Source organism: Pseudoalteromonas apostichopi, assembly GCF_030297135.1.
Lineage (GTDB): Bacteria > Pseudomonadota > Gammaproteobacteria > Enterobacterales > Alteromonadaceae > Pseudoalteromonas > Pseudoalteromonas apostichopi.
Window position 1 is genome coordinate 3,221,417 of the sequence record NZ_AP028065.1, and the last position, 25,503, is coordinate 3,246,919.

At 40.2% G+C, this 25,503-nt stretch carries 23 protein-coding genes, 1 tRNA gene and 1 pseudogene; 19 read left to right on the forward strand and 6 right to left on the reverse strand.

Annotation, left to right across the window (positions count from 1 at the left end; genetic code table 11):
• Positions 1-39 precede the first annotated feature (39 nt).
• The 4 genes from QUE86_RS14555 to rluB all read left to right on the forward strand — a co-directional run bounded on the left by QUE86_RS14555 (position 40) and on the right by rluB (position 2,791).
• A complete protein-coding gene (locus QUE86_RS14555) occupies positions 40-474 on the forward strand; it encodes an exonuclease III (RefSeq protein ID WP_256854521.1) in 435 nt (144 codons plus the stop codon).
• Positions 475-678: 204 nt separating this feature from the next.
• On the forward strand, positions 679-1,200 hold the full coding sequence (locus QUE86_RS14560; RefSeq protein ID WP_286258068.1) for an EF-hand domain-containing protein: 522 nt from the start codon (positions 679-681) through the stop codon (positions 1,198-1,200).
• 131 nt (positions 1,201-1,331) lie between these two features.
• A complete protein-coding gene (scpB, locus tag QUE86_RS14565; protein WP_130051724.1) occupies positions 1,332-1,922 on the forward strand; it encodes an SMC-Scp complex subunit ScpB in 591 nt (196 codons plus the stop codon).
• On the forward strand, positions 1,919-2,791 hold the full coding sequence (rluB, locus tag QUE86_RS14570; protein WP_130051723.1) for a 23S rRNA pseudouridine(2605) synthase RluB: 873 nt from the start codon (positions 1,919-1,921) through the stop codon (positions 2,789-2,791). The genes scpB and rluB overlap by 4 nt, the downstream gene beginning before the upstream one ends.
• Before the next feature lie 95 nt (positions 2,792-2,886).
• Here the strand turns inward: rluB and ald are convergent, their stop codons facing one another.
• Positions 2,887-4,008 (reverse strand): alanine dehydrogenase, encoded by a 1,122-nt coding sequence (ald, locus tag QUE86_RS14575; protein WP_130051722.1) that lies wholly within the window; start codon positions 4,006-4,008, stop codon positions 2,887-2,889.
• Between the two features lie 142 nt (positions 4,009-4,150).
• Between ald and lrp the strand changes: the two genes are divergently transcribed.
• From lrp to QUE86_RS14610, 7 genes are all read left to right on the forward strand, one after another.
• Positions 4,151-4,630 carry a leucine-responsive transcriptional regulator Lrp gene (lrp, locus tag QUE86_RS14580; protein WP_130051721.1) on the forward strand — a complete coding sequence of 160 codons (480 nt, stop codon included), beginning with the start codon at positions 4,151-4,153 and terminating at the stop codon, positions 4,628-4,630.
• 141 nt (positions 4,631-4,771) lie between these two features.
• A complete protein-coding gene (locus tag QUE86_RS14585) occupies positions 4,772-7,264 on the forward strand; it encodes a DNA translocase FtsK (RefSeq protein WP_130051720.1) in 2,493 nt (830 codons plus the stop codon).
• On the forward strand, positions 7,264-7,890 hold the full coding sequence (lolA, locus tag QUE86_RS14590; protein WP_167658594.1) for an outer membrane lipoprotein periplasmic chaperone LolA: 627 nt from the start codon (positions 7,264-7,266) through the stop codon (positions 7,888-7,890). The genes QUE86_RS14585 and lolA overlap by 1 nt, the downstream gene beginning before the upstream one ends.
• A gap of 3 nt (positions 7,891-7,893) precedes the next feature.
• Positions 7,894-9,231, forward strand: a complete 1,338-nt coding sequence (locus tag QUE86_RS14595) for a replication-associated recombination protein A (RefSeq protein WP_286258074.1) — start codon at positions 7,894-7,896, stop codon at positions 9,229-9,231.
• Positions 9,224-9,610, forward strand: a complete 387-nt coding sequence (crcB, locus tag QUE86_RS14600) for a fluoride efflux transporter CrcB (RefSeq protein WP_130051717.1) — start codon at positions 9,224-9,226, stop codon at positions 9,608-9,610. The genes QUE86_RS14595 and crcB overlap by 8 nt, the downstream gene beginning before the upstream one ends.
• 9 nt (positions 9,611-9,619) lie before the next feature.
• The gene (gene serS, locus QUE86_RS14605; RefSeq protein ID WP_130051716.1) at positions 9,620-10,924 is read left to right on the forward strand and encodes a serine--tRNA ligase; all 1,305 of its coding nucleotides are present in this window, start codon (positions 9,620-9,622) and stop codon (positions 10,922-10,924) included.
• A 160-nt stretch (positions 10,925-11,084) separates the two neighbouring features.
• Positions 11,085-12,407, forward strand: coding sequence for an ABC1 kinase family protein (locus QUE86_RS14610; RefSeq protein WP_286258077.1), 1,323 nt, complete (start codon positions 11,085-11,087; stop codon positions 12,405-12,407).
• Between the two features lie 80 nt (positions 12,408-12,487).
• On the opposite strand, the gene QUE86_RS14615 is transcribed toward QUE86_RS14610, so the two are convergent.
• Together QUE86_RS14615 and QUE86_RS14620 are read right to left on the reverse strand one after the other, a co-directional pair.
• Positions 12,488-14,857, reverse strand: coding sequence for an arylsulfatase (locus tag QUE86_RS14615; RefSeq protein WP_167658591.1), 2,370 nt, complete (start codon positions 14,855-14,857; stop codon positions 12,488-12,490).
• Positions 14,858-14,872: 15 nt separating this feature from the next.
• Entirely contained in the window at positions 14,873-16,105 is a 1,233-nt protein-coding gene (locus tag QUE86_RS14620) for an anaerobic sulfatase maturase (RefSeq protein WP_167658590.1), read from the reverse strand.
• Between the two features lie 456 nt (positions 16,106-16,561).
• Here QUE86_RS14620 and QUE86_RS20060 point away from each other — a divergent pair.
• The 4 genes and pseudogenes from QUE86_RS20060 to QUE86_RS14635 form a co-directional block, all read left to right on the forward strand.
• Positions 16,562-16,765 (forward strand): annotated as a pseudogene (locus QUE86_RS20060) (IS91 family transposase); the annotation flags it as partial.
• A 415-nt stretch (positions 16,766-17,180) separates the two neighbouring features.
• The gene (locus tag QUE86_RS14625; RefSeq protein WP_286258085.1) at positions 17,181-17,588 is read left to right on the forward strand and encodes a hypothetical protein; all 408 of its coding nucleotides are present in this window, start codon (positions 17,181-17,183) and stop codon (positions 17,586-17,588) included.
• An 87-nt stretch (positions 17,589-17,675) separates the two neighbouring features.
• A complete protein-coding gene (locus QUE86_RS14630) occupies positions 17,676-18,032 on the forward strand; it encodes a hypothetical protein (RefSeq protein WP_285221260.1) in 357 nt (118 codons plus the stop codon).
• 553 nt (positions 18,033-18,585) lie between these two features.
• Positions 18,586-18,768, forward strand: a complete 183-nt coding sequence (locus tag QUE86_RS14635) for a hypothetical protein (RefSeq protein WP_286258093.1) — start codon at positions 18,586-18,588, stop codon at positions 18,766-18,768.
• A gap of 106 nt (positions 18,769-18,874) precedes the next feature.
• Here the strand turns inward: QUE86_RS14635 and QUE86_RS14640 are convergent, their stop codons facing one another.
• Positions 18,875-19,087, reverse strand: coding sequence for a hypothetical protein (locus QUE86_RS14640; protein ID WP_286258095.1), 213 nt, complete (start codon positions 19,085-19,087; stop codon positions 18,875-18,877).
• A gap of 140 nt (positions 19,088-19,227) precedes the next feature.
• Here QUE86_RS14640 and QUE86_RS14645 point away from each other — a divergent pair, with 140 nt between their 5' ends.
• Together QUE86_RS14645 and QUE86_RS14650 are read left to right on the forward strand one after the other, a co-directional pair.
• Positions 19,228-20,259 (forward strand): P-loop NTPase family protein, encoded by a 1,032-nt coding sequence (locus QUE86_RS14645; RefSeq protein ID WP_286258097.1) that lies wholly within the window; start codon positions 19,228-19,230, stop codon positions 20,257-20,259.
• A 77-nt stretch (positions 20,260-20,336) separates the two neighbouring features.
• Positions 20,337-21,032 carry a DUF4145 domain-containing protein gene (locus QUE86_RS14650; protein WP_286258099.1) on the forward strand — a complete coding sequence of 232 codons (696 nt, stop codon included), beginning with the start codon at positions 20,337-20,339 and terminating at the stop codon, positions 21,030-21,032.
• Positions 21,033-21,441: 409 nt separating this feature from the next.
• Here QUE86_RS14650 and QUE86_RS14655 read toward each other — a convergent pair.
• Both QUE86_RS14655 and QUE86_RS14660 read right to left on the reverse strand, forming a co-directional pair.
• A tRNA-Pro gene (locus tag QUE86_RS14655) sits at positions 21,442-21,518 on the reverse strand.
• A gap of 105 nt (positions 21,519-21,623) precedes the next feature.
• Positions 21,624-22,241: an arylesterase gene (locus QUE86_RS14660; protein WP_130051712.1), complete on the reverse strand. Its 618-nt coding sequence runs from the start codon at positions 22,239-22,241 to the stop codon at positions 21,624-21,626.
• Between QUE86_RS14660 and QUE86_RS14665 the strand changes: the two genes are divergently transcribed.
• The gene (locus tag QUE86_RS14665) at positions 22,242-22,961 is read left to right on the forward strand and encodes an ABC transporter ATP-binding protein (protein WP_130051711.1); all 720 of its coding nucleotides are present in this window, start codon (positions 22,242-22,244) and stop codon (positions 22,959-22,961) included.
• The gene (locus tag QUE86_RS14670) at positions 22,951-25,452 is read left to right on the forward strand and encodes an ABC transporter permease (RefSeq protein WP_286258102.1); all 2,502 of its coding nucleotides are present in this window, start codon (positions 22,951-22,953) and stop codon (positions 25,450-25,452) included. Before QUE86_RS14665 ends, QUE86_RS14670 begins: the two co-directional genes overlap by 11 nt.
• Positions 25,453-25,503 lie beyond the last annotated feature (51 nt).

Below are 25,503 nucleotides of genomic sequence, written 5' to 3' on the forward strand. Positions count from 1 at the left end.
AACCATCCGTTCATATTATGTACTATTTAAAGGTAAACCATGAAAAAACAATTAGTGATGCTTTCTCTTGCATGTATCTCATTTGGCTCATTAGCAAGCAACCCGCACTACTTTTCAGCTGATAACCGTATTGAATCAAAGTTATGTAGCTTAAGTGCGAACGAAGGGTTTACCGCTGCACGTAAAGAAGCAGCAAAGCATGGCATTTCAATGTCGCGTTTTTCAAAAAGCATTTTATGCAACGGTAATGACATCCGTGACATTGCTAAAAAAGCACAATCACAAAATTCAGCATCAAAAGCAGCAGTTGAAGTGTTTGCTAAAAATGAGCAAAAAGAAACTCAACTTTGTATCACAGCACTTAAAAAAGGTTTAACACCTGTGCGTGAAAAAATTGGTAACTTAAACACCTTAAAATGTAATGGCGAAGCTGTAACAGACTTCGTTAAGCGTTACCAAAACGCAGCTATCTAATAGCGATATTATGGCTATATGGAAAGCGCTCTTATGAGCGCTTTTTTTATGAAAAAATTACAGCAAGCTATGAAAAGCTTGCTAAATCATAGGCTTAACCTTAGCTTAACTATTTTGTAAGTGCTTGATTTTAGTCAGTAAGACATTTTGGCATTCAACTTGTAATAGTCAAAGTGAATCTAATCGACTACAAGGAAATGTCTTATGAACAAGTTAACTCTAGCATCAACAATTTTGGCAGCATTAAGCCTATCAGCATGTTCTGCAAGTAACTCTTTATCAAAAATCGACAGTGATTTTGGTAGCCTAGATAATGACAATGACGGTTATATCTCTAAAGTAGAAGCTGATGACGATGCAATTTGGGATCATTTTTCAAATATCGATACCAACATGGATGAGCAAATTAGCCGCACTGAATTTAATACTTATATGCAGTTAAATACAGGTAAAGTGGCAACTGATAGCGAGGTGTCTGAATCAGCATTTAAAGCAGAAATCGCTAGATTTGACCGCATCGAAAATGACTTTAAATCGTTAGATAACGATAAAAATGGTTATGTATCAATCGAAGAAGCAGATGACGACGACATCGCAAATCATTTTGGCTATATGGATAGCAACAAAGATAAGCGTGTAAGTCGTACTGAATTTATCAACTACATTAGCAAATATGGCAGCGATGTTGCCGAAGATGATGCCCTTGAAATGGTTAAAAACAGCTAATTTCATTATTCATTTTTGAAATATCCCCCAAAGCCAGTGTTTTACACTGGCTTTTTTATAATAATTTTTCCAACCTTGGCTGACTTCTGTCATAATAGAGCGTTAGTGATTTAAAATGACCTTTAGTAACGATGGCCACAAAACGTATCAGTGATGAACAGTTAGTCGAAATCATAGAAGCTGCGATTTTTGTTGCTGGAAAACCCGTGTCTAAACGGCATTTAAAAGAAACAGTATTAGCTGATTTAAGCGTATCTATGCCACGCATTAATAATGCAATTGAACAGATTCAAACGCATTATCAAACCAGAGGTATCAAGCTTGTTGCAGTAGGTAGCGGTTATAGATTTCAGGCCTGTGCGAGTTTAGCACCTTGGCTGGCAAACTTATGGCAAGAGCGCGCACCTAAATACTCAAGAGCACTATTAGAAACTTTATCCTTGATTGCCTACAGGCAACCTATTACCCGTGGTGAAATTGAACAAGTACGGGGAGTAACCGTTGGCTCAGGGATTATTAAAACCTTATTAGAAAGAGAGTGGGTAAGGGTTGTGGGCCACAAAGAAGTGCCAGGTCGCCCTGCTTTGTATGCAACAACATCCGCTTTCTTAGACTATTTTTCATTAGCTGGTTTAGATGAATTACCACCATTACCTGAACTTCAGGAGAGTAAAATCAACCAGCTATTGAGCGATCCTTCTGTGAGAGAACTATCTGAATGAGTAATTTAGAAACTGAAAAGTTACAAAAAGTATTAGCCCGTGCAGGCGTGGGTTCACGTCGTGAAATGGAAAAATACATCGATGCCAACCGCGTGAGCGTGAATGGTAAAGTGGCGCGTTTAGGCGACCGTGTAGAAACAACCGATGTGATTCGTGTTGACGGTCACGTGGTAAAAATTGAAGACAAAGCTGACCGTATTTGTCGTGTGCTTATGTATAACAAACCAGAAGGTGAGTTATGTACACGTAAAGATCCGGAAGGCCGCCGTACGGTATTTGATCGCTTACCACGTGTTGATGGCGAGCGCTGGATAGCGGTAGGTCGTTTAGATATTAATACCGCAGGATTAATGCTGTTCACCAATGATGGTGAACTTGCAAATCGTTTAATGCACCCAAGTTACGAAGTAGAGCGTGAATACTCTGCTCGTGTATTCGGCGAAGTAACTAATGATACGCTGCGCACTTTAACAAAAGGTGTTGAACTTGATGATGGCCCTGCAAAATTCTTGAACATCAAACCTATGGGTGGTGAGGGGATCAATCGTTGGTTCAATGTCACATTAACTGAAGGTCGTAACCGCGAAGTACGTCGTTTATGGCAATCACAAGATGTTGAAGTATCGCGTCTTATCCGTATTCGTTACGGTAAGTTAGAGCTTGATAAGCGCTTACCTCAAGGTGGTTGGGCTGAGCTTGATTTAGATACGGTAAACTATTTACGTAAAACAGTACAACTAGGCCGCGAAACGCAAACTAAGCTGTCGGTTATTCCTGAAAAGCGTAAAGACAAGCGTGCTAAAATTAACCAAATTCGTAAGGCGGTTAAAAAGCACAATCAACGCGCTAAACAAACTAAACGTCGTTAATCAATAATATAGCGGTTTGCAGATAAAGCGATTTATTTGCAAACTGGCATAAAAAAAGCAGCGATATCGCTGCTTTTTTTGTTTCACAATGCTAATTAAGCATTTTCAACAGCTGTACGTGGGTCAACATATTCCATGTTGAAAGCTTCAGCTACTTCTTTATAAGTAACTTGGCCTTTGATCACGTTTAAGCCTTTTAAGAAGTTTGCATCGTCAAGAAGCGCTTTCTTGTAGCCTTTGTTAGCAAGGTTGATGATGAACGGTAATGTTGCGTTGTTAAGTGCAAACGTCGAAGTACGTGGTACAGCACCTGGCATGTTAGCAACACAGTAGTGAACAACTTCATCAACGATGAAAGTAGGATCAGCATGAGTTGTCGCTTTAGAAGTTGCGATACAACCACCTTGGTCGATTGCAACGTCAACGATTGCAGAACCAGGTTTCATTGCTTTGATGTGCTCAGCCGTAACTAGTTTAGGCGCTGCAGCACCAGGGATTAATACGCCACCGATCACAAGGTCAGCTTCTAGTACGTGTTTTTCTAACGCGTCAGCTGTAGAGTAGATAGCTTTAACTTTATTACCGAACTGCGCATCTAATGCACGTAATACATCGATGTTACGGTCAAGAACAACAACATCAGCACCTAGGCCAACAGCCATTTGCGCTGCGCTACGACCAACCATGCCGCCGCCGATAACAACTACTTTAGCTGGCTCAACACCTGGTACACCACCAAGTAACATACCACGGCCGTGGTTTGCTTTTTCAAGCGCTTGTGCACCAGCTTGAATAGACATACGACCTGCAACTTCACTCATAGGAGCTAGAAGTGGTAAACCGCCACGTGAATCAGTTACTGTTTCGTAAGCGATACATACTGCGCCACTTTTAACAAGGTCTTCAGTTTGTGGAAGATCCGGTGCTAAGTGAAGGTAAGTAAATAGAATTTGGTCTTCGCGTAACATAGCACGCTCAACAGCTTGTGGCTCTTTTACTTTAACGATCATTTCAGCTTTAGCAAAAACGTCTGCTGCTGTTGGTAAAATTTCAGCACCAGCCGCAATATAATCTTCGTTCGTAAAGCCAATGCCCATACCAGCATCAGTCTCAACAAACACTTGGTGGCCATGGTTTACTAGTTCACGAACACTCGCAGGAACCATACCTACACGGTATTCATGGTTTTTGATTTCTTTAGGTACACCAATAATCATAGTTTTTCGCCTTAATAGAACGGGATAAAATTTTTGACTATTATATTCATGACTAGCCAGTGTGTCTCACCTTTTTTTAATGTGCTTCTAGTGATATAATCTAAAAATAACTTAAAAACAGTGCAAAACTCTGGTTTGGCTTATGCATCAATTACTCGACAGAATAGACCGTAAAATATTAATGGAATTACAGCACGATGGTCGGATCTCTAACGTAGAGCTGGCAAGGCGTGTAGGGCTAAGTGCCACCCCGTGTTTAGAGCGTGTAAAAAAGCTTGAAAGGGAGGGGTATATACTCGGATATAAAGCGGTAGTAGATCCTGCTAAGCTTGGGCAGGGTTTATCCGTTTATGTAGAAGTGACCATCACCAAAACATCACCTGATGTGTTCGAAGAGTTTAACGCCGCTGTTAAAAAGCACGACGAAATTATTGAATGTCACTTGGTGTCGGGTAATTTCGACTTTTTATTAAAAACGCGGGTAAATGATATGTCGGAATATCGAAATGTACTAGGCGATATTCTACTAAAACTACCTAATGTCAGTGAAAGCCGAACGTATGTGGTAATGGAAGAAGTAAAAGGTGAAGAAGGGGTCATTATTCGCCCATATATTGCTTAAACTGTTAAAATACACATAGAGTAACAAAAACTTGTTCATTATCAGTCCATCAAGGCTAAGATAAAGTGCATCAAACGGCATTTCCTGCTAAGGTATTTCACTGCTAATCGATCAGTAAAGAATAATAAGGAATAGGGAGCTATGCGCCTAAATGGTGTTCAAAGACTGTTAGAAACGGGGCTAATCATCAGCACCTTTGCTGCAGTATTTATTTTATGTGCATTAATCAGTTTTGATCCTGCCGACCCTTCATGGTCGCAAACCGGTGAATTTGTTAATGTTAAGAATATTACCGGCACTGCGGGGGCCTGGGTTGCAGATATCCTATTACTCACTTTTGGCTGGCTTGCTTATTTAGTCCCTGTTGCTATTCAATTATTTGGTTATTTATTGTTTAAACAGCCACATCGTATTTTTCAGCTTGATTACACCACGCTTGCCTTACGTGTCATTGGCTTTGCGCTGTTTATTACTTCAGCGACTGCCATTAGCAGCATTAACTTCGACGATATTTATAACTTCTCATCTGGTGGGGTAGTAGGGGATGTCATTGCAACAGCAATGATGCCGACCTTTAATTTTACCGGCACCTCGATTCTATTACTGTGCTTTTTCTTTGCTGGATTAACCCTATTAACGGGAATTTCTTGGGTGCAATTTGTCGATTTTGTCGGCAAGTGGGTAATGAAATTATTCTACTTTTTACGTGAGCAATTTTCTGCTTGGATGCACCGTGAAAAAGAAGCAGTTAAAGATGTCGCCACCACAGAGCCTGACGCCAACTTTGTAGAACCAGAAAACGAGCCAGCTATTAGCTTCAATGATGCTGATGAAGATGAGCCAAAAGCGACCAAGCAACAGCAAAAGTCTGCTGAAAAAGCAGATGAAGACTTCAAAGGCTTTGATGAGCTTGATGATATTCTTGACCAAGAAATTGGATTCAGTGCTCTTGATGATGAATCATTCGATACCGTATCGGCACTTAATGCGCTTGATCAGAGCCCTGTAGTAGAGCAAGAAAAGCCTGTAACAACGGTTGTTTCGCCTGCTCGCCCAATGCCTAAACCAAAACCTGCGTATCAGCCACCACCAACAGCGAAAGAAAAATTCGAAGCCTTGCTCGAAGAGCAACCGCCTGTAAATCCGTTACCATCGCTGGATTTATTAGATCGTCCAGATAAAGCGAAAAACCCATTATCACAAGAAGAATTAGATGGTATTTCTCGTTTAGTTGAAACCAAATTACTTGATTTTAATATTCAAGCTGCGGTTGTGGGTGTATACCCAGGTCCGGTTGTAACGCGTTTTGAGCTTGATTTAGCGCCGGGTATTAAAGTAGCTAAAATCACTGGCTTAGCTAAAGATTTAGCGCGTTCACTCTCTGCAGTAAGCGTACGTGTTGTAGAAGTTATTCCGGGTAAAACTTATGTTGGTTTAGAGTTACCTAACAAACATCGTGAAATCGTGCGTTTAAGTGAAGTTATTAACGCACCTAAATTTGAATCAAACCCATCACCACTGACTATGGTGTTAGGTAAAGACATTGCTGGCGAGCCAGTGTGTGCTGACCTTGGCAAAATGCCACATTTACTTGTTGCGGGTACAACTGGTTCAGGTAAGTCAGTGGGCGTTAATGTAATGATATTAAGCTTACTATACAAATCGGGCCCTGATGATGTTCGTATGATCATGATCGACCCGAAAATGCTTGAACTTTCTGTGTACGAAGGCATCCCACATTTATTATGTGAAGTTGTTACTGACATGAAAGAAGCAGCCAATGCATTGCGTTGGTGTGTAGGCGAAATGGAACGTCGTTATAAGCTGATGTCGGCACTTGGGGTGCGTAACTTAAAAGGTTACAACCAAAAAGTGTTGGATGCCAAAGAAGCGGGTCAACCAATTCTAGATCCACTGTTTAAAGATACCGACGGTATGGCCGATGGCCCTGAAGAGCTAGATAAACTACCAAGTATTGTGGTGGTTATTGACGAATTTGCCGACATGATGATGATCGTGGGTAAAAAAGTGGAAGAGCTGATTGCACGTATCGCACAAAAAGCCCGTGCTGCAGGTATTCACTTAGTGTTAGCAACACAACGCCCATCGGTTGACGTTATTACAGGTTTGATTAAAGCGAATATTCCAACACGTATGGCGTTCCAAGTTTCAAGTAAAATTGATTCGCGTACCATTTTAGATCAGCAAGGTGCTGAAAACTTACTTGGTATGGGTGACATGCTTTACTTACCGCCAGGTACTAGTGTACCAGTGCGTGTGCATGGCGCGTTTGTTGACGACCACGAAGTTCATGCGGTCGTAGATGATTGGAAAAAACGTGGCAAACCAAATTATATAGATGAAATTTTGAGTGGCGATGCCACAGAAGAAATTCTACTACCAGGAGAAACCAGTGAAGACGGTGATGAAGAGTCAGATCCGCTTTACGATGAAGCAGTATCATTTGTAATTGAAACCGGCAAAGTGTCGGTATCGAGTGTACAGCGTAAGCTTCGTGTAGGTTATAACCGCGCAGCTCGTTTAGTTGAACAAATGGAAACATCAGGCATTGTTAGCGCACCAGGACACAACGGTGCCCGCGAGGTCTTAGTGCCAAATGGTGGAGCAAATTAATGAAAAAGATTAAATACCTAGCCCTAATTGTGGGCTGTTTATTAAGCGGTCAAAGTTTTGCAGACGACAGCGAAGCATTGCAACAACAACTGGCTGCGATTAAAAGTTTTAAAGCAGAGTTTTCGCAGCAAGTTACCGATTCGCAAGGCGAAGCTATCATGCAAGGTGAAGGGAATATTGCTCTTCAACAACCTATGATGATCCGCTGGCAACAGCAAAGCCCAGACGATACCTTGTTTGTATCGAATGGCGACAAAACTTATTACTTCGATAGTTTTGCTGAGCAAGTAACGATTATGAATACCCACAGCTTGATTGATTCAACACCGTTTGTATTGTTGACCTCTAAAGATCCTGAGCAGTGGGCTAAATACCAAGTTGTGGCAACCGATGCAGGCTTTAGCGTAACACCAAACAAAGGCGTTGAGAGCCAAGTTGAAAAGTTAGACATTAGCTTTAATGCTAAAGAACAAGGCCTAGCATCACTGACAGTATTAGATACCTCTGGTCAGCAGTCTTTATTTACCTTTAAAGATGCTAAAGTAAACGAAGCACTTGCAACTCAAACCTTTGAATTTACCATTCCTGAGGGCGTTGAAGTTGACGACCAAAGCCAAGGTGATTAAGGCTTGAGTAATCTCGGATTTAATTTTGGTCCTGATGTGCGCCCACTTGCGGCGCGCATGCGACCCGAAACACTCAATGACTACATAGGTCAGCAGCACCTTTTAAGCCCCGATAAACCTCTTTACCAAGCCATTCTTGCAGGTCGATGCCACAGCCTCATTTTGTGGGGGCCGCCAGGCGTTGGTAAAACTACGTTAGCGCAAATTATTGCGAACCATGCCGATGCAAGCCTTATTCAAATGTCGGCGGTCACAGCAGGTGTCAAAGACATTCGTGAAGCGGTAAGCGAAGCAAAAGCAAATCTTGCAGGGCGAGGACAACGCACCTTACTTTTTGTCGACGAAGTGCATCGCTTTAATAAATCTCAGCAAGATGCATTCTTACCACATATTGAAGATGGTACTTTTATTTTTGTTGGCGCGACCACCGAAAACCCATCATTTGCACTTAATAACGCAATACTTTCTCGTGCCCGTGTTTATGTATTAAAAGCACTTAAGCAAGCCGATTTATTTACTGTGATTGAGCGCGCTTTACGCGAAGACGTTGAGCTAAGCCAAAAACACATTGAAATTGCCGATAACGCCAAACAAGCACTTTGCCAAGCAAGTGATGGCGATGCTCGTAAAGTGCTTAACTTACTAGAACAAGCTGTTGATTTAACCACTGAGCAGCAGGGCAAATACCATGTTGATCAACATGTTTTAAGCCAAGTTCTACCAACTCACTTAGCCAAGTACGACAAAGGCGGCGATGAGTTCTACGACTTAATTTCAGCGTTTCATAAATCGGTGCGTGGTAGTTCTCCTGATGGCGCCTTATATTGGTACTGCCGAATTTTAGCAGGTGGCGGCGACCCGCTTTATGTGGCTAGGCGTTTATTAGCGATTGCCACAGAGGATATCGGCAATGCCGACCCACGTGCAATGGAAGTAGCACTAAATGCATGGGATATTTTTCAACGTGTTGGTCCAAGTGAAGGTGAGCGCGCTATAGCTCAGGCCACCATTTACTTAGCCAGCGCACCGAAAAGTAACGCGGTGTATATGGCGTTTAATCAAGCAATGCAAGATGCTAAAAATGAACCGAGTTATCCTGTGCCAGAGCATTTACGTAATGCGCCAACAAGTCTAATGAAAGATTTAGGCTATGGTGCAGAGTATCGTTATGCACACAATGAAGAAGGCGCATTTGCTGCTGGCGAGAAGTATTTCCCAGAAGCAATTCATGATCGTCAGTATTACTTCCCAACAGATCGCGGGCTTGAACAAAAAATAAAACAAAAGCTGGAATATTTAACCCAGCGCAACGAGCAAAGTGATATTAAACGTTATGAATAGTTTGAAACTTTACATGATGATTGCAATGGGTGGTGCTTCTGGGGCGTGTTTGCGCTATTTTCTTAGCGAAACCATGCTAAAACTGCTCGGTAGGGGATTCCCTTTTGGCACGTTGACAGTTAATATTCTTGGTTCATTGTTAATGGGCATATTATACGGCTTGATTGAAAAAGAAATAATCGCTGTTAGCCCCGCTAAAACCTTAATTGGTATTGGCTTTTTAGGTGCATTGACCACCTTTTCAACATTCTCAATGGATTCGTTGTTGCTAATGCAACAAGGTCACTTTTTTAAAATGGCCCTCAATATCACCTTAAACGTGGTGGTGTGTATATTTATGGCTTGGCTGGGCCTTCAGCTGGTAATGCAAAAAGGTTAAAAATCAAACATGTTAGATTCTAAATATTTACGTCAAGATATCGAACAAGCGGCTGCACGTTTAGCAACACGTGGTTTCGAACTTGATATTGCAGCGGTAACTGCACTTGAAGAAAAACGCAAAACATTACAAGTAAAAACGCAAGAACTTCAAAGCGAGCGTAATGCAAGTTCCAAAGCTATCGGCCAAGCAAAAGCGAAAGGCGAGCACGAGAAAGCACAACAGTTGCTTGATTCAGTAAGTACTCTTGGTGACCAACTAGACAGCGTTAAAGCAGAGCAAGACGCTGTATTAGAAGAGCTTAAGCAAATCGCGCTAGCTATTCCAAACTTACCTGATGAGTCTGTGCCAGTTGGTGAAGACGAAGAGCAAAACGTTGAAATTTTAACGTGGGGCACGCCTAAGTCATATGATTTTGAAGTAAAAGATCACGTAGATGTTGGTCAAGACGTAAACGGCCTAGACTTTGAAATGGGTGTTAAAATCAGTGGCGCACGTTTTACTGTTATGCGCGGCCAAGTGGCCCGTATGCACCGTGCTCTTACTCAGTTTATGCTTGATACGCACACAGAGCAAAATGGCTACACAGAAATGTATGTGCCTTACCTAGTAAATAGCGCAAGCTTATATGGTACAAGCCAATTACCTAAGTTTGCCGGTGACTTATTCCATACATTAGGTTTAGTGGATGACGACGGTCAGCAACAACCTGGTTTTAGCTTAATTCCAACTGCTGAAGTACCGCTTACAAACAGTGCCCGTGATGAAATCTACGACGAAAGCGATTTACCAATTCGCTTAACTGCTCACACACCATGTTTCCGTAGTGAAGCTGGTAGCTATGGTCGTGATACACGTGGTCTTATTCGTCAACACCAATTCGACAAAGTTGAATTAGTACAACTTGTAAAACCAGAAGATTCAATGCAAGCACTAGAAGAACTAACAGGTCACGCTGAGCAAATCTTACAAGCATTAGAGCTTCCTTACCGTAAAGTAATTTTATGTACGGGTGATATGGGCTTTGGCGCAGCAAAAACTTACGATTTAGAAGTTTGGTTACCTGCACAAAACACCTATCGTGAAATCTCATCATGTTCAAACATGGTTGATTTCCAAGCGCGTCGTATGCAAGCGCGTTTCCGTCGTCAAGGCGAGAAAAAGCCAGAGTTACTACACACACTAAACGGTTCAGGTTTAGCGGTTGGTCGTACACTTGTAGCAATCTTAGAGAACTACCAACAAGCTGACGGCTCGATTGTTGTTCCAGAAGTATTACGCCCATATATGGGTGGCTTAGAAGTTATTAAATAACTTTAATTATTCTGAGCTTTAAAGCCGCATCGGGAAACCATGCGGCTTTTTTGTTGGCTAAATTAAATAGAACAAAAGAGAGTAAAGCGATTAAGCTAAAGTCGATCTAAACCTCGACAATCAACGTATTCAAAGCATTAAGTTAATAGTGTGAAGCAATATGAGTAATAAACAAAAGTCTGTGCCAACATCACGGTTTTCACGCGCTGCTCGGCTTGGTTCTTTAGCTGGTAAAGTCGCGGGTAATATGTTGTTTGAAGGCACAAAAGCATGGGCTATGGGTAAGCAAACATCACGACAAGCGTTATTGTTACAGCCAAAAAATATTCAACGCTTTGCAGAGCAACTTGCAAACCTGCGTGGCGCAGCAATGAAATTGGGGCAGCTACTGTCTATGGACAGTGGCGAATTACTTACACCTGAGCTATCTGCAATCTTAGCAAGGCTGCGTGCAGAGGCGACAGCTATGCCGCAAAAGCAGCTAGTTAAAGTAATGCGTGAGCATTGGGGCGATGCATGGCTAGAGCACTTATCGCACTTTGAACTCAGACCATTTGCTGCAGCATCGATAGGGCAAGTGCATATTGCTTACCGAGAATCGGGCGAAAAACTAGCAGTTAAAGTTCAGTACCCAGGTATTGCAAAAGGTATCGCCAGTGATGTTGATAACTTAGCTTACCTTCTTAAGCTCAGTGGCTTATTACCCAAAGAGGTAGAAATACAGCCTCTTATCGATGAAGCAAAACAACAGCTTATAAACGAAGCTGACTACGAATTAGAAGCTAATTATTTAAAACGCTACAGCGAGTGTTTAAAGGGTGACGACAATTACCTTATTCCAAATGTGGTAGATTCGCTTAGTTCTTCTCAAGTGTTAGTCATGAGCTTTGTTGAAGGACAAGAGCTAGATGAACTGGCAACCACAGAGCAAGCGCTACGTAATAAAGCGGTTGAACAGTTACTAAGCCTATTTTTACGTGAATTATTTAGCTTTAAACTAGTTCAAACAGATCCAAACTTTGCCAACTATCAATATCAAATCGACAATCAACGCTTAGTGCTTTTAGACTTTGGCGCTACCCGTGAGCTACCTCAGCATATTAGTGATGGCTACTTACAGTTATTATCTGCTGCAATAAATAATGACAGAGCAGGGGTTGCAACAGCTGCACAGCATATTGGCTATTTTCAACAAGGGCTAGCTCAAGAATATATAGATAATGTTGTCGAGATATTTCTACTTGCCTGCGAGCCACTGCGCCATCAAGGTGAGTATGATTTTGCAAATAGCGACTTACCAAAACGCATTAAAGAACTCGGCATAAAAATGAGTACAGCCTCTGAGCACTGGCACGCGCCCCCTGTAGATGCCTTATTTGTTCACAGAAAACTCGCAGGCCTGTTTTTAATCGCTGCAAAGCTAGGCGCAAAAGTGAATGTAAACAGTATTTTTGAAGAGTTTAAGCGGCAGAAGAGTAGATAATATATCAAAGTAGGTTAATCAAAAGTCCCGCAAATGAAATGCGGGACTCTTAGAGTTAACCTTTATCTATTGCATCTTATCTATTGAACAATAGAAGTCGTTACCTGTTCTATTTTTTTGTTAAAAGTAAAAGGGGCTTCATAGTCAAGACTTACGGCACCACCCTCATCTTCACCAATACCCACACCATCATCAAGTGAGAATAAGCTGGCAATTGTATTTGGGATCAGCTTTTTAGCTGCAAGTTTGCCGTTAACGTATAAGTATACATTACCACCTTTTCCTAAACCTGCGGCGTTCCCTTTACCCCCTTTGCCATCTTCATCATAACGAAATTCAACTTTGATCTCATTTTCACCTTTTTTGAGTTCCGAACCAGAGACTTTAGTATACTCATACGTCAACCAATTATACTCGAATGTTGGTACTCCGTTTTTAACAAATAAAGTCCAACCAGCGAAGTTACCGCCTTGTGCAATAACAACACCATTGGTGTTTTTCACATCATCAGTAATGACTTTTGCAACTAAATCAAAAGATTTATTTTTGATATTTAAAAAAGAGTTTTCAGGAATACCTTTAGCCCCTTCATATAAAGTCAAACTCTGTTTACCAAACATCGCATCGGGTCGGCCAGCTATTTCTGCATTCATACGCTCAAGCGTGCGGTCATCAATTGGGTAAACATGATTCTCTTGTGCTTCTTTATCGAAAAGCTTTTTCATTTCTTTGAGTTTCTTGGGGTACTTATCAGCTAAATTGTTAGAAAGAGACCAATCCTGTGTGGTGTCAAACAACTCCCACTCATCTTTTTGCAAGGTAGTGAAGTTCGCTGATGATTCGGTTAATGCCCAATGTGTAACCCTTGCTAACCAGCCATCTTTGTAAATAGCTCGATTACCAGCAAGCTCAAAGTATTGAACTTTGTGATCTGTTTCTGCATCGGGGTTGTTAAATGATTGCGCAAAACTCACCCCAGCCATAGGGATTTGCTTAATACCTTCGACTTTCTTAGGAAAAGGAAGTTTAGCTGTTTCTAATACTGTCGGAGCGATATCAACGACATGTGACCACTGGCTACGGATGTTTTGACCATTCTTTTTAATGCCATGAGGCCAACTTACTACCATGGCGTTTCGTGTACCGCCATAATCTGATGCCATGCCCTTAGTCCATACAAAAGGCGAATCACCAGCGACAGCCCAACCTGAAGCGTAATGTGGAAAACTTTCTGGCCCACCGAGTTTTTCGATATTTTCCAGAGCATATGAAGACGGTTCGTCAATGCCATTATAGAAAGCTAGCGAGTTGAAGCTACCATTTCTATTCCCCTCTGCACTTGCTCCATTGTCCCCTACGATGTAGAAAATTAGGGTGTTGTCGAACTCGCCATTTTTCTTAAGTGTTTCAACAACTCGACCTATTTCATGATCCGTATGTGCTAAATAGCCAGCATATACTTCCATTTGTCGTTCAAATACACGCTTTTCGTCAGCAGTGAGCGAATCCCATCTAGGAACAAAATCTGGCATGGGCGGCAGTACCGTATTTTTCGGAATAATGTTATTTGCTTTTTGTCGCTCAAATGTTTCTTGTCTCAATTTATCCCAGCCCATTGAGAACTTACCTTTGTACTTATCAATCCATTCTTTGGGAGCATGATGCGGCGCATGTACGGCGCCAGGCGCATAGTAAATAAAGAAGGGTTTATCGGCATTATAACTTTGTTCTAAATTTAGCCATTCAATGGTTTTGTCTGTCATATCCTCAGTAAAATGATAATCTTTCTTACGTGGCGTTTTTATGCGAGTGATACCATCAATTAATACTGGTTGATACTGGTCCGTTTCCCCACCAAAAAAGCCATAAAACTTATCAAACCCGACTTCTTTCGGCCATAAGGTTTGAACCCCAGCTGGACCTGTTTCCCATGCTGGGATCTCATGGTTTTTACCAAACATAGCCGTGCTATAACCGTTGTATTTCAAAATTTTAGGTAATGCTGCGATGTAATTAGGTCTTACACCGGTATTTCCAGGAAAAGCTGTTGCTGTCTCGGCAATAGAGCCCATGTTATTTTGGTGATGATTACGTCCTGTTAATATTGCTGTGCGCGTAGCGGAGCTAACGCCAGTCGTATGGAATTGGTTATACATTAAGCCTTGTTTAGCCAGCGCACTTAGCGTTGGCATGTCAACAGCACCACCAAACAATGATGACTGACTAAAACCAACATCATCGAGTAATATTACAAGTACATTGGGGGCTCCATCTGGTGCTTTCACACGGGATGTTGGATCTGGTCGCTGTACATCTCTAACATCTAATTGAGAGTAAGTTTGAGGTCTTACATCCGGAATTGGAAGCTGAGTTCTATCAGGTGTGTCAGCACTGGCTATATATGGAGTGAGTGCGCTAGTTAAAACCACTGATTTTTTAATTATATCCATTTAGTTTTATCCCTTTTAATTGTTAGAAGATTTCAGAATTAACGGACCATTTAATGCTTGCATGACATAACTAGCAGGGTAACCGTTAGCCAGTAATTGAGTCATAGCATGTAAATACTTTTGGATTGAGTTGAAAAAATGAAAATACCCGTCGCACAGAACATTCTCATACTCGCCAGTATCTGCAAGGTAACGATGTTTAGGGCAACCCCCATTACATAACTGACGAACATTACATTTTTTACATCGTTCAGATAAACGAGATTCTTTATTGAAAATATCTTTATTATTTGAAGCAATATCTTGAAAAGAACTCGTCATCACATTACCTATTTTTGACTCGGGATAAGCAACATGATCACAAAAATAAACGTCGCCATTAGCCTCTACTGCATAAGATGAGCCGCAATTTTTTGCGTGAATACAGTTAGGTGAGGGGTTACCAATATATTGAGTTAACGCCTGCTCAAAGTTTAAAATAAAAACCTCACCTACATCTTCTTTGATCCAAAGGTTAAATATATCGACAAGAAACTTTCCGTATTCCTTTGCATCTACAGCCCAAGAAAGTGGGTTATATTTATTTTGTTGGTAGGATTTAGCAGTAGAAAAAATGAGATTACTGGCAAAGTGCTGACCTCGAGATTGTTCATCTTTTGAGGGTAGTGATTCTACAACTGGGGAAAACTGAATATGTTTAATCTTATGCTTACGAAAAAAGGTATAAATTTCTTCACCATGTTGGCAATACTCTTTAGTAACACAAGCTAATACGTTGTATTGCACATTCATTTTCTGTAAAAGCTTAATCGCACTGAGGATCTCGTTGAATACGCTCTTACCTTGTTTAGTACGGTATTTTGCTTGTAGCCATTCGGGGCCATCTAAGCTAATTCCTACAAGAAAGTTATTTTCTCTAAAAAAACGACACCAATCGCTATTCAATTTGGAGCCATTAGTTTGGATGGTGTTTTTAATAACTTTTTGGCCTGCATATTTTCTTTGAAATTCGACAGCTTTTTCAAAAAAATTAAGCCCAACTAATGTGGGTTCACCGCCGTGCCAAGCAAATTCAACCTCGGGTGTGTTTTGACTATTAATGTAATTACGTACGTATGCTTCGAGAGTATCCTGTTGCATCGACTTATTAGATTTCAGAAGGGTATCTTTCTCTAAGTAAAAACAATATTCACAATCGTAATTACATTTTGAACCTACAACCTTGACGGTGGTATGAAGTCCACTCATAAATATTCCATTATCATGTATGTACCTTTTAAGGTTAGTACGAATTTATTTTTATTCAACTGATATATATAAAAATTATAATTTTTATTCACAGCATTTATATAAATTGATGTATGGAAAGAAGAAAGTTCAGAAAAACTTTTCTAGCCCTCAGAAAGCCCAAATTGATTAGTTATTTTTGAGGGTTTGAAAAACCTTTTAAAGTAAAAGGCAGTGTGGGTTTCCAGAGTTTTACAAATTTGGATGTGCGCAATACACAGGGAAGCCCAATTAATAGAACTTAATCAAACTTGAAAGTCGCGAAATTTCATGAGCGGAACCTGATGCGTAACTCATTTTTGTCCATTGACGAGTTATAAACATAACTCGCCTTTGCCCCAAGATGAGTTAGATGATATTACTTAGCAGGCTTACAGCAATATTTACGTCTTGCTGTAAATCACGGGTGTAGATACATTGCCTAAAGGGTTTATGCGCATTCGACACTACGGCTATTTAGCTAATGCGTGTCGCAAGCGAAAGTTAGCCCAGATAAGGACTAATGTATCCACCGCATGTAAACTAATGAAGCCAAAAACAGAGCAAGAACCATTAATACCGCATTGGCCTTGCTAGTCATGCAAGGTGGGTATTTTACGATTTATTGGTGTGATGAATTAAGATACGCCGACAAATAAAATAGTGCGAACGAGTTAGCAGCCTTGCTTGCTACTTAAAATCAATGAGTTAACCTGCTTAATTGCTCAGGCTAACGACCTCTGTGTGCGTAAAAATATAATTGCTTCTTAAGGCAAATTTAGGTGTAATGGAAGCATAATAAACGCTGAGTAAAGCAGGGATAGCTTAGATGCGATAGGCTCGCCAGTAACGTTGGCTTGATATCGCTTAGGCCAGAAAAAGCAAATTCCCATAGCATAAACAACACCAACTCTGACACACCGAGCAGGTAGCGGCTCAGTCCAACAAGCGATTATGCAACACAAACTGCGTGTTGCATAAATACTAAAATGTTAGCTGTAATGGAAGTATCGTGAATAGTCGAAGCATCGGATTAATAAATGGAATAATTACATTGATGTTTTGGTCATCACTTGGAATGCTGTTGGCTTCTGAATGGTGGGGCGCATTACCTGTAATATTATTTGTGTTAGTTCCAATCTCGGCTTTAGTATCTTACCGTTCATCTGTTCTTGCTCAGTTGTTGATTGAGGGCAAAGCGACTATAAAGCTTTACGCTATTGATGGTTTTAAATGGGCATTTGTTGCGGCAGCGACATTTTGGCTTTGGAGTATATCTTCTCAAGTTATGGCTGCGGGTGGTCCATTACTGGGTGCCAATTGGTGGCAAGTGATTAAATATATATTTACTATTTCATTACCAATAAGCCTTATAGCCGGGCTAATAGGTAGTGTACATGGCGTTGCATTCTTTTATTTAAATAGTTGGCAAATTACAGCTAACAAGCAAATCAACGCGGACTAATAAAGCTTGGCTTGGTTCGCTGCGCTCACAATTATAGCCAAGCTTTATTAGCCCGTTATTTGGGCGTTATATGCCACGAGGATTACAATGAAATTACTGGTGAAATACACCCTAGTTATTTGTGTCTGTGTTGCAGCATCCTACTATTTAACTTTTTTCGTATTACCGAGTGTTACCTTAATTAACAACACTAACTCGGATATTGAGTCAGTAAAAATAACCTTACCCAACTCAGGACTGGATTTTGGTAAGGTTTACCGGCAACAACAAAACACTATTCACTATTCTTTGAAGCAAAATGACGGCGTTTACGAATACCATATTGTTAAGCTGGATGGTGTGACACTTTCGGGAACCTGCGGCTATGTCACTAGCAACGAATTCCACAAGCGTGTATTTGTACAAGTTACAGAAAAAGAGGTTGTTTGTAGCAGTGGCATATAACTAACGCATTAACACTCGCTCCGCTCGCTAGGGACAAAAATAAGGAGGCTCCCTTCGCTTCGCTCAGTATTATAGCCAGTTATAGGGTGTTACCGAATAAATACTCTAACTTATTTTTGTCCAAAGGCGTGTTATAAATATAACTCGCCTTTGCCCCAAAACAAGTTAGAGTAATAATTCTAAATAATTACTTTTGGTGTTCTAGAAACGGATGCGGTCACTTGGTGGCATAGACTAAATTCTATAAAGTGAACGTTCCGACAACTATTACCTACCCCGAAAATAAATTTACAAATTTAAAAGTTATTCGCTAATTCAATCACTCTATTTTTGCTGAAGAGCACCTTCTTCTTTGGCAATTTGTTTCCTGTAACGCCTCGCTCGAAAAATATCACCAAGCTGTTGTTTGACGAGTGCCGACAGTTGCAAGCATCACAATTCCTAATATTTATTTTTAAAGAAGAAATCGAAATTTAATTGTACCTTTTTTATTGGTTTTATAAATTTTGACCATATTAAGTTAAATCAATATAACATTTTAGGAAATCAAAACGTGGCAAAGTACAAAGTTTCATACGCGTATTACGAAATCAAAAAGGATGGTAAAGCGGGCGGTAAAACTGGCTGTGTAAAAACTGTAGAAGCAACATCAGATATGATGGCTTTGAAGATAATCGAAGGAAAACACCCTGGTAAGTTAATTGAATTGAGAAGTATTGAAGAAATAAAGCGCTAGTTTAATATTTGGATCCAAATTATATTTCTTTAGCATGCGATTATTAGGTATAGAGTATTCTAAATATCTTCTGTTAATTCATACTAAGACTTTTTATTAAAACCCGCTAATTAAGCGGGTTTTTATTTACTGACATTTTCCTCACACTTCGTTTTATCTTTTCTATATTCTCAGATAGCACCCATAGCATGCCTGCGAGAGTATCTTTATCCATTGCCTCAAAGTGGTCTTCAATACACAGTGCATTGATTGCTGCTTCTGCTTGGTAAATATTTTTATCTAGTTCGTTTTTTAGTTGTAGCGCTTTGTTGTTTTGCATTTGGTATTCCCTGCTGTTTTCGTTGAGGAAAAGATACAAGTGATTTTGTAAGGTAAAAAGTGAAAAGATTTACGTCCTATGGTACAAATTACGTCCTGAAATTCGTTTTTGGCTGTTCTCAGATTAAAAGGACGTAGTAAATGAACCAAATAACACCAGAAAACTTAAGGGGTTTGCGTAAAAAATTAGGGTTATCAAGTCAACAAGCAGCCGATAGTGTTTATAAGAACCTAAGGTTATGGCAAAGATATGAAGCTCCTTTATCAGCAAGTAGCAGTTTAAGAATACCCCCAGCGACTTTAGAACTATTCTGTTTGAAGCACGGTTTACCTTACCCACCAAATAAACAGGGCAAACTCGGTAAATTAGTTAGTTTTTATGGCGGCCAAGGAGGTGCAGGGCATACTCTGCTTACAATTGATATAAGTATTGCTCTTATGGCAGATGGATATGAAGTTTTAGTAATATCGGATCGAAATGGAAGTGCAATGTTTGGTGAAATGTCAGTTAAGCAGAACTACCCATTCCCAAGAACTATCCAAGTTGATGAATCAAATAATATGAGATTCACAAATCATTTAAACCTTCCTTACTCTTCGTCTCCAGAATCATTAAAACCTATCATAGAAAATTACGACTTCGTATTCTTAGATATTAACCGTACGCTTGCGATAGATTATTTTGACGAACTTGAACCTGACTTGATTATAGCTCCAGCTAAAATTAATGAAGACAATATTCGTAATAGAACGGCTTTCAATAATGTTACTAATTTATCCAGTAGGTTGGCAGAGCAAAAAAATGTTAAGACAAAACTCGCCTTGTTGATGGTTGCTGTGTCAACAGACTATGCGTTTAGCCCTAGTTATCATGGTTTACTAGATGAAAATGCAGATGATTATGAGGAAGTGAGAGATTATTTCTATCATCAGCAAGAAAAAGATCAACAGGACCAAGAAGCACTTTTAGAGTTATTTAATACTTTGGGGAAGCTGGCCAATGTTCAATTTATGAATAGCTATACATCAGATGCATATGATAATTACCGAGAAAGATATGCTAAGGGGTATAGTATATTTCATAAAGCGCCTAACTCACTTCCTGCGCATGAATTACTGAGTGTAAAAAATGAAATGTTGAGGATTTTAGGTATACCAGATAAATATTTATGATTTGATCAGTCTTACACTTTATATAGATTAGTTTTTTTATTAGTATGATTTTTGTACATAAAACTTAAGGAAGAAAGATGTCAAATTTTTCATGGACTTGCCCACATTGTAGTAAGCCAACAACGATTACTAAAAACGATGAAAAAGTAGAATTAACTGATTTATATATCGACAATAGTGATGGTGAGCTTCGGCTTTTAAAAAGGTTCATTGTTTGCCCGAATCCAGAGTGTAAGAAAGTAACTTTTGAAATATGGCTTCACAAAAGAACAACTGATGATTACGGAAGTTATAGGACAGGCGACCTAATTAAACATTGGCAATTAGTTCCAACTTCTTCAGCGAAATCCTTTCCGAATTATATTCCAAAAGCAATTCTTGCCGACTATGAAGAAGCATGCCTTATACGAGATTTAAGTCCCAAAGCATCAGCAACTTTAGCTCGGCGCTGTATACAGGGTATTATTAGAGATTTCTGGCAGGTCAAACCTGCACGGCTTATCGAAGAAATAGAATCTATTAAAGATAAAATCGATCCTTTAGTATGGGAAAGTATTGATACTATTCGTAAAGTTGGCAATATCGGTGCCCATATGGAAAAAGACATAAACTTAATGGTTGAAGTTGATCCTGAAGAGGCTGAACTATTGCTAGGTCTAATCGAGATGTTATTGAAAGAGTGGTATGTACTTAGAGAAGAACGAAAAAGAAGGCTTGAGAGAATTGTACAAGTAGGAGTAGAAAAACAACTTGAAAAACGTAGTAAGCATTAACAAATCATTGCAGCGGCCAAGCCGCTGAATGATCGTTACTGCAATAGAGGTTAATAGTGTAAGTCTGTTTGATGACGCTATGAATGTTGCTGGTATTTTGTTTTAAAGCTTTACGCAGCTCATTTTGATTGCACATTATATCTAACCAAAATAAACAACATCAGACCACGAAGTCACAGTAAACACTATCGCTATATAGTATGTTCTTACCTTATTAGGGGGGTCAAATCATCCCAGCAATATCTATTAATCTTGTACGATAATATTAAATTAAGTAATGTGAGATTTGGGAAAGAGTGTGGCTTATGTAAGAAGGATAATACAAATATAATACAAAAATAATACAAATTAGCAGTTGCTAATATATGAAATAAAATGATTTATATCATTGATATAAAAGGGGAAAAGATGGTCGGCATAGCAGGATTTGAACCTGCGACCCCTGACACCCCATGACAGTGCGCTACCAAGCTGCGCTATATGCCGACGTTGCAAGCCATAGTACGGCTTTTTTTATAAAAATCAATATCAGCGCAGTTCGATTGCCTGTTTATTGTTCAGGCAATCGGTATTAAATCAATGGGCTAGTGGTTAATCTAGCCAATCGTTGATCGTTTTGTACATAAAGTCGCGTATTAATGGTTGAGCATCGGCGTTAGGGTGGAGGTTATCGTTTTGCATAAGCTCAGGACGGCCTGCAATATTAAGCATGAAAAAAGGCATGAGCTCAGAATCTGTTTCATCAGCAATAGTTTTAAAGCTATCGGTGAAAAGTTTGGTATAACGCGGACCATAGTTTGGTGGAATTTGTACTTCCATTATGGCGGTTTTCGCCCCAATTTGTTGGCTTTTCGCTATTAAATCACGTAGGTTAGTTTGCAGGCGTTTAATAGGGAAACCACGTAAACCATCGTTTCCGCCAAGCTCAATAAGCACATGAGTGGGTTCAAATTCACTTAGTAACGCGTCGAGTCGTCTTAAGGCGCCGCCGGTAGTTTCACCACTAATACTAGCGTTTACTAAATATACAGATTGGTCTTTTTCATCGTACTTATCTTGTAACAATTTAACCCAGCCTTGTTCTTGTTTAAGGCCGTATGCGGCGCTTAAACTGTCACCTAAAATTAAAATTGTGTTGTCAGCTGCTGCCGTAAGTGGTTTGATTACTAACAGTAAAACGAATATAAAACGTAGGATTGGATGCATCATATGTCAGCGCTTTCTCAATTAAACATCATTCAAGTTAAAGGACTTTCTAAAACGGTCACCACGGTTGAGGGCAACCTGACCATCCTCAGTGACATCAGCTTTAATGTCAAGTCGGGTGACTCAGTTGCAGTAGTGGGCACCTCTGGTTCGGGTAAGTCTACTTTATTAAGTTTGTTAGCCGGACTTGACCAATCAACTAGCGGCAGTATTTATTTAGATGGTGCTGCTTTGCACGAATTAGGCGAAGAAGCACGCGCGGCACTTCGCGCCGAAAAAGTGGGGTTTGTGTTTCAGTCTTTCATGCTTGTACAAAGCTTAACAGCACTTGAAAACGTGATGCTACCGGCTGAACTTGCCGGTAGTAAAGACGCGAAACAGCAAGCGCTTGAGCTACTTGAAAAAGTAGGTTTAAGTCACCGTGTTGGCCATTACCCATCGCAATTATCTGGCGGTGAGCAGCAGCGTGTAGCTATTGCGCGTGCATTTATTGGTACACCGAAAATCTTATTTGCCGATGAACCATCAGCGAACCTTGATAGCAAAAACGGTAAATTAATTGAGTCATTATTATTTGAATTAAATAAAGAGCACGGCACGACACTTATTTTAGTAACGCATGATGAGCAGCTTGCACAAAAGTGTCAGCAAATTTTACACATTGAAGCAGGGCAGTTAGTAACTGTAAAAGAAAGCGAAGGAGTGCAAGCGAATGTGGGCTAAATTAGCACTAAAACTGTTTTCACGTGAGTTTAAACGCGGTGAGTTAACAGTGATCAGTGCAGCAATTGCCTTAGCTGTTCTCACTGTTTTAACACTGTCTATGGTTACCGACCGAATTGGTCAAAGTATTGAAGAAAAAAGCAGTGCCTTTATTGCTGCTGATCGCGTTTTAGCAAGTAACCATGCTTTACCTGCCGAGTTTTTAGAAAAAGCCAACCAAGAAAACTTACGTACCGCTAAAATAACCTATTTCGATACCATGTTATTTGCTGGTGACGAAATGCAGCTTGGCTCGGTGAAAGCGGTATCAAACACCTATCCGTTAAAAGGCGAGTTAAAAGTAAAAACTAGCCTGACTGATCAACCACAAGTAACTGCTGATATCCCAAGTCGTGGTGAAGTGTGGTTAAGTGAATCAGTGTTTTATGCGTTAAACATTAAAGTGGGCGATAAAGTAGAGCTTGGCGCTGCTACGTTTACTGCTAGTCATGTTGTAGCCGAAGAGCCTGATGCACCGTTTAATGTGTTTTCAAGCAGCCAGCGAATCTTAATTAATGAAGCAGACATAGCTGTTACAGAGGTAATTCAGCCGGGTAGTCGAGTGTTTTATCGTCAGCTTTATGCTGGCAGCAAAGACAATTTAGATACCTTCTATGCGTGGTTAAAACCACAAATGAAAGAAAACCAGCGTTGGTATGGTGTTAAAGACCGCCAGTCTCCTATTTCTAATAGTTTAAATCGTGCCGAGAGTTATCTATTGCTAGCTGGTTTACTTGGCATTATTTTAGCCGCTGTTGCTATTGCGGTATCGGCAAAACGGTATTGTGAGCGTCAATATGACCCGGTTGCCATGATGAAAACGCTGGGCGGAAGCCGCGCTATGATACGTAAAATCTATTTACTTCACTTGAGCCTTGTTTGTTCAATGTCGGTCATAGTTGGTTTACTGATTGGTTATGGCTTACAAGCAGTTGCAACAGATTATTTAGCACAAACCATGGGCACAGCACCACCAAGTGCATCTGCTAAACCTTGGATTATTGCTATTAGCACCGGCGTGATTTGTGCGGTAATGTTTTCTATTAAACCACTACTCGATTTATTTGATATTCCTCCGCTGCGCGTGCTGCGCCGTAATTTAGGCGACCGTTTATTGGTTAGTAAAGTACACTTGGCTATGTCGGCGCTTACTGTGTTTTTACTCATGTGGTTGTTTAGTAATAACATCAAAATAAGTGCCATTTTGTTTCTTTCAACTGCATTTTTAATTGCGGTGTTATTTGCTTTATCAAAGGTTATTTTTGGCGGTGGTCGCAAACTCGGTTTAAGCCCAGGTAATAGTTGGTCATTGGCGATAGCATCAATTCAAAAGCGTGCCAACGTTAATGCCGTACAATTAATTAGCTTTGCATTGGCTATAAAATTGTTACTGTTTTTAATTGTATTGAAGAACGACATGATCTCGGATTGGCAGTCACAGCTTCCAGAAAATGCACCTAATTCATTTTTAGTGAACATTACTGAGCAAGAACTAGAACCTATTACTAGTTTCTTAGCGCAAAATGATATGCCAACGTCTGATTTTTACCCTGTTGTTCGTGGCCGTGTAAACGCCGTTAATGGTGAGCTGGTTGCCCGCGAAGTATCGCAAGAAGATAACGAAAAGAAAGACGAAGAAGCTCGCTCTGGCATTGGCCGTGAGCTAAATCTAACTTGGCGCAAGGACTTGCCAAATCAAAACGAGCTTATCGACGGTGCATGGTTTAGTGAAAACTCAGTGGCTGAGGCATCGGTTGAAGAGTCTATGCTTAAACGCTTAGATGTAAAAATAGGTGATACGCTTACTTTCTTAATAGGTGCACAGTCTTTCGATGCAAAAATTACCAGTGTTCGAAAAGTTAACTGGACGACACTCAAACCTAACTTCTTTATTATTTTAAGTCCTGATGTGCTAGCCAGTTTTCCTGCTACTTATATTTCATCGGTGAATGTAAAAGCGGATAAAAAACGCGAATTTAATGAGTTAATGCGTCAATACCCAACAGTGAATGTGATTGATGTTGAGAGCTTTATTAAACAGATTCGATCAACAATAGAGCAAGTATCGTTAGCGATTGGTTTTGTACTAGCAATTGTCGTTGCCTGTGGAGCTTTAGTGCTTATTTCACAAGTACAAGCAAGTTTGGGTGAGCGTATGCAAGAGATTGTCATCTTAAGAACTTTAGGTGCTAAAGGGCGTTTAATTAAAAATGCCACCTTATATGAGTTTTTATTATTAGGGGTTACGGCAGGCTTAGTCGCTGCCATTGTCAGTGATATTGCTTTATTAATTGTACAAAAACAGATGTTCGAATTAGCAGGTAAATTCCATCCTCATATTTGGCTTATTGGCCCAGCAGTAGGAGGCCTATTTGTGGCGTGTTTGGGTTATTTGATGATAGCGCGCACAATGCGAAAAAATACCCAAGGCTTATTACGCTCACTGGCATAAGATTCTAACTAAAAACGCGTTTATAAAATGCTCGCAATTGCGGGCATTTTT

Coding starts and splice junctions, on each gene's coding strand:
- QUE86_RS14555 (WP_256854521.1), top strand. CDS start 40: ATGAAAAAACAATTAGTGATGCTTTCTCTTGCATGTATCTCATTTGGC.
- QUE86_RS14560 (WP_286258068.1), top strand. CDS start 679: ATGAACAAGTTAACTCTAGCATCAACAATTTTGGCAGCATTAAGCCTA.
- scpB (WP_130051724.1), top strand. CDS start 1,332: ATGGCCACAAAACGTATCAGTGATGAACAGTTAGTCGAAATCATAGAA.
- rluB (WP_130051723.1), top strand. CDS start 1,919: ATGAGTAATTTAGAAACTGAAAAGTTACAAAAAGTATTAGCCCGTGCA.
- ald (WP_130051722.1), bottom strand. CDS start 4,008: ATGATTATTGGTGTACCTAAAGAAATCAAAAACCATGAATACCGTGTA.
- lrp (WP_130051721.1), top strand. CDS start 4,151: ATGCATCAATTACTCGACAGAATAGACCGTAAAATATTAATGGAATTA.
- QUE86_RS14585 (WP_130051720.1), top strand. CDS start 4,772: ATGCGCCTAAATGGTGTTCAAAGACTGTTAGAAACGGGGCTAATCATC.
- lolA (WP_167658594.1), top strand. CDS start 7,264: ATGAAAAAGATTAAATACCTAGCCCTAATTGTGGGCTGTTTATTAAGC.
- crcB (WP_130051717.1), top strand. CDS start 9,224: ATGAATAGTTTGAAACTTTACATGATGATTGCAATGGGTGGTGCTTCT.
- serS (WP_130051716.1), top strand. CDS start 9,620: ATGTTAGATTCTAAATATTTACGTCAAGATATCGAACAAGCGGCTGCA.
- QUE86_RS14610 (WP_286258077.1), top strand. CDS start 11,085: ATGAGTAATAAACAAAAGTCTGTGCCAACATCACGGTTTTCACGCGCT.
- QUE86_RS14615 (WP_167658591.1), bottom strand. CDS start 14,857: ATGGATATAATTAAAAAATCAGTGGTTTTAACTAGCGCACTCACTCCA.
- QUE86_RS14620 (WP_167658590.1), bottom strand. CDS start 16,105: ATGAGTGGACTTCATACCACCGTCAAGGTTGTAGGTTCAAAATGTAAT.
- QUE86_RS14625 (WP_286258085.1), top strand. CDS start 17,181: ATGTTTTGGTCATCACTTGGAATGCTGTTGGCTTCTGAATGGTGGGGC.
- QUE86_RS14630 (WP_285221260.1), top strand. CDS start 17,676: ATGAAATTACTGGTGAAATACACCCTAGTTATTTGTGTCTGTGTTGCA.
- QUE86_RS14640 (WP_286258095.1), bottom strand. CDS start 19,087: ATGCAAAACAACAAAGCGCTACAACTAAAAAACGAACTAGATAAAAAT.
- QUE86_RS14645 (WP_286258097.1), top strand. CDS start 19,228: ATGAACCAAATAACACCAGAAAACTTAAGGGGTTTGCGTAAAAAATTA.
- QUE86_RS14650 (WP_286258099.1), top strand. CDS start 20,337: ATGTCAAATTTTTCATGGACTTGCCCACATTGTAGTAAGCCAACAACG.
- QUE86_RS14660 (WP_130051712.1), bottom strand. CDS start 22,241: ATGATGCATCCAATCCTACGTTTTATATTCGTTTTACTGTTAGTAATC.
- QUE86_RS14665 (WP_130051711.1), top strand. CDS start 22,242: ATGTCAGCGCTTTCTCAATTAAACATCATTCAAGTTAAAGGACTTTCT.
- QUE86_RS14670 (WP_286258102.1), top strand. CDS start 22,951: ATGTGGGCTAAATTAGCACTAAAACTGTTTTCACGTGAGTTTAAACGC.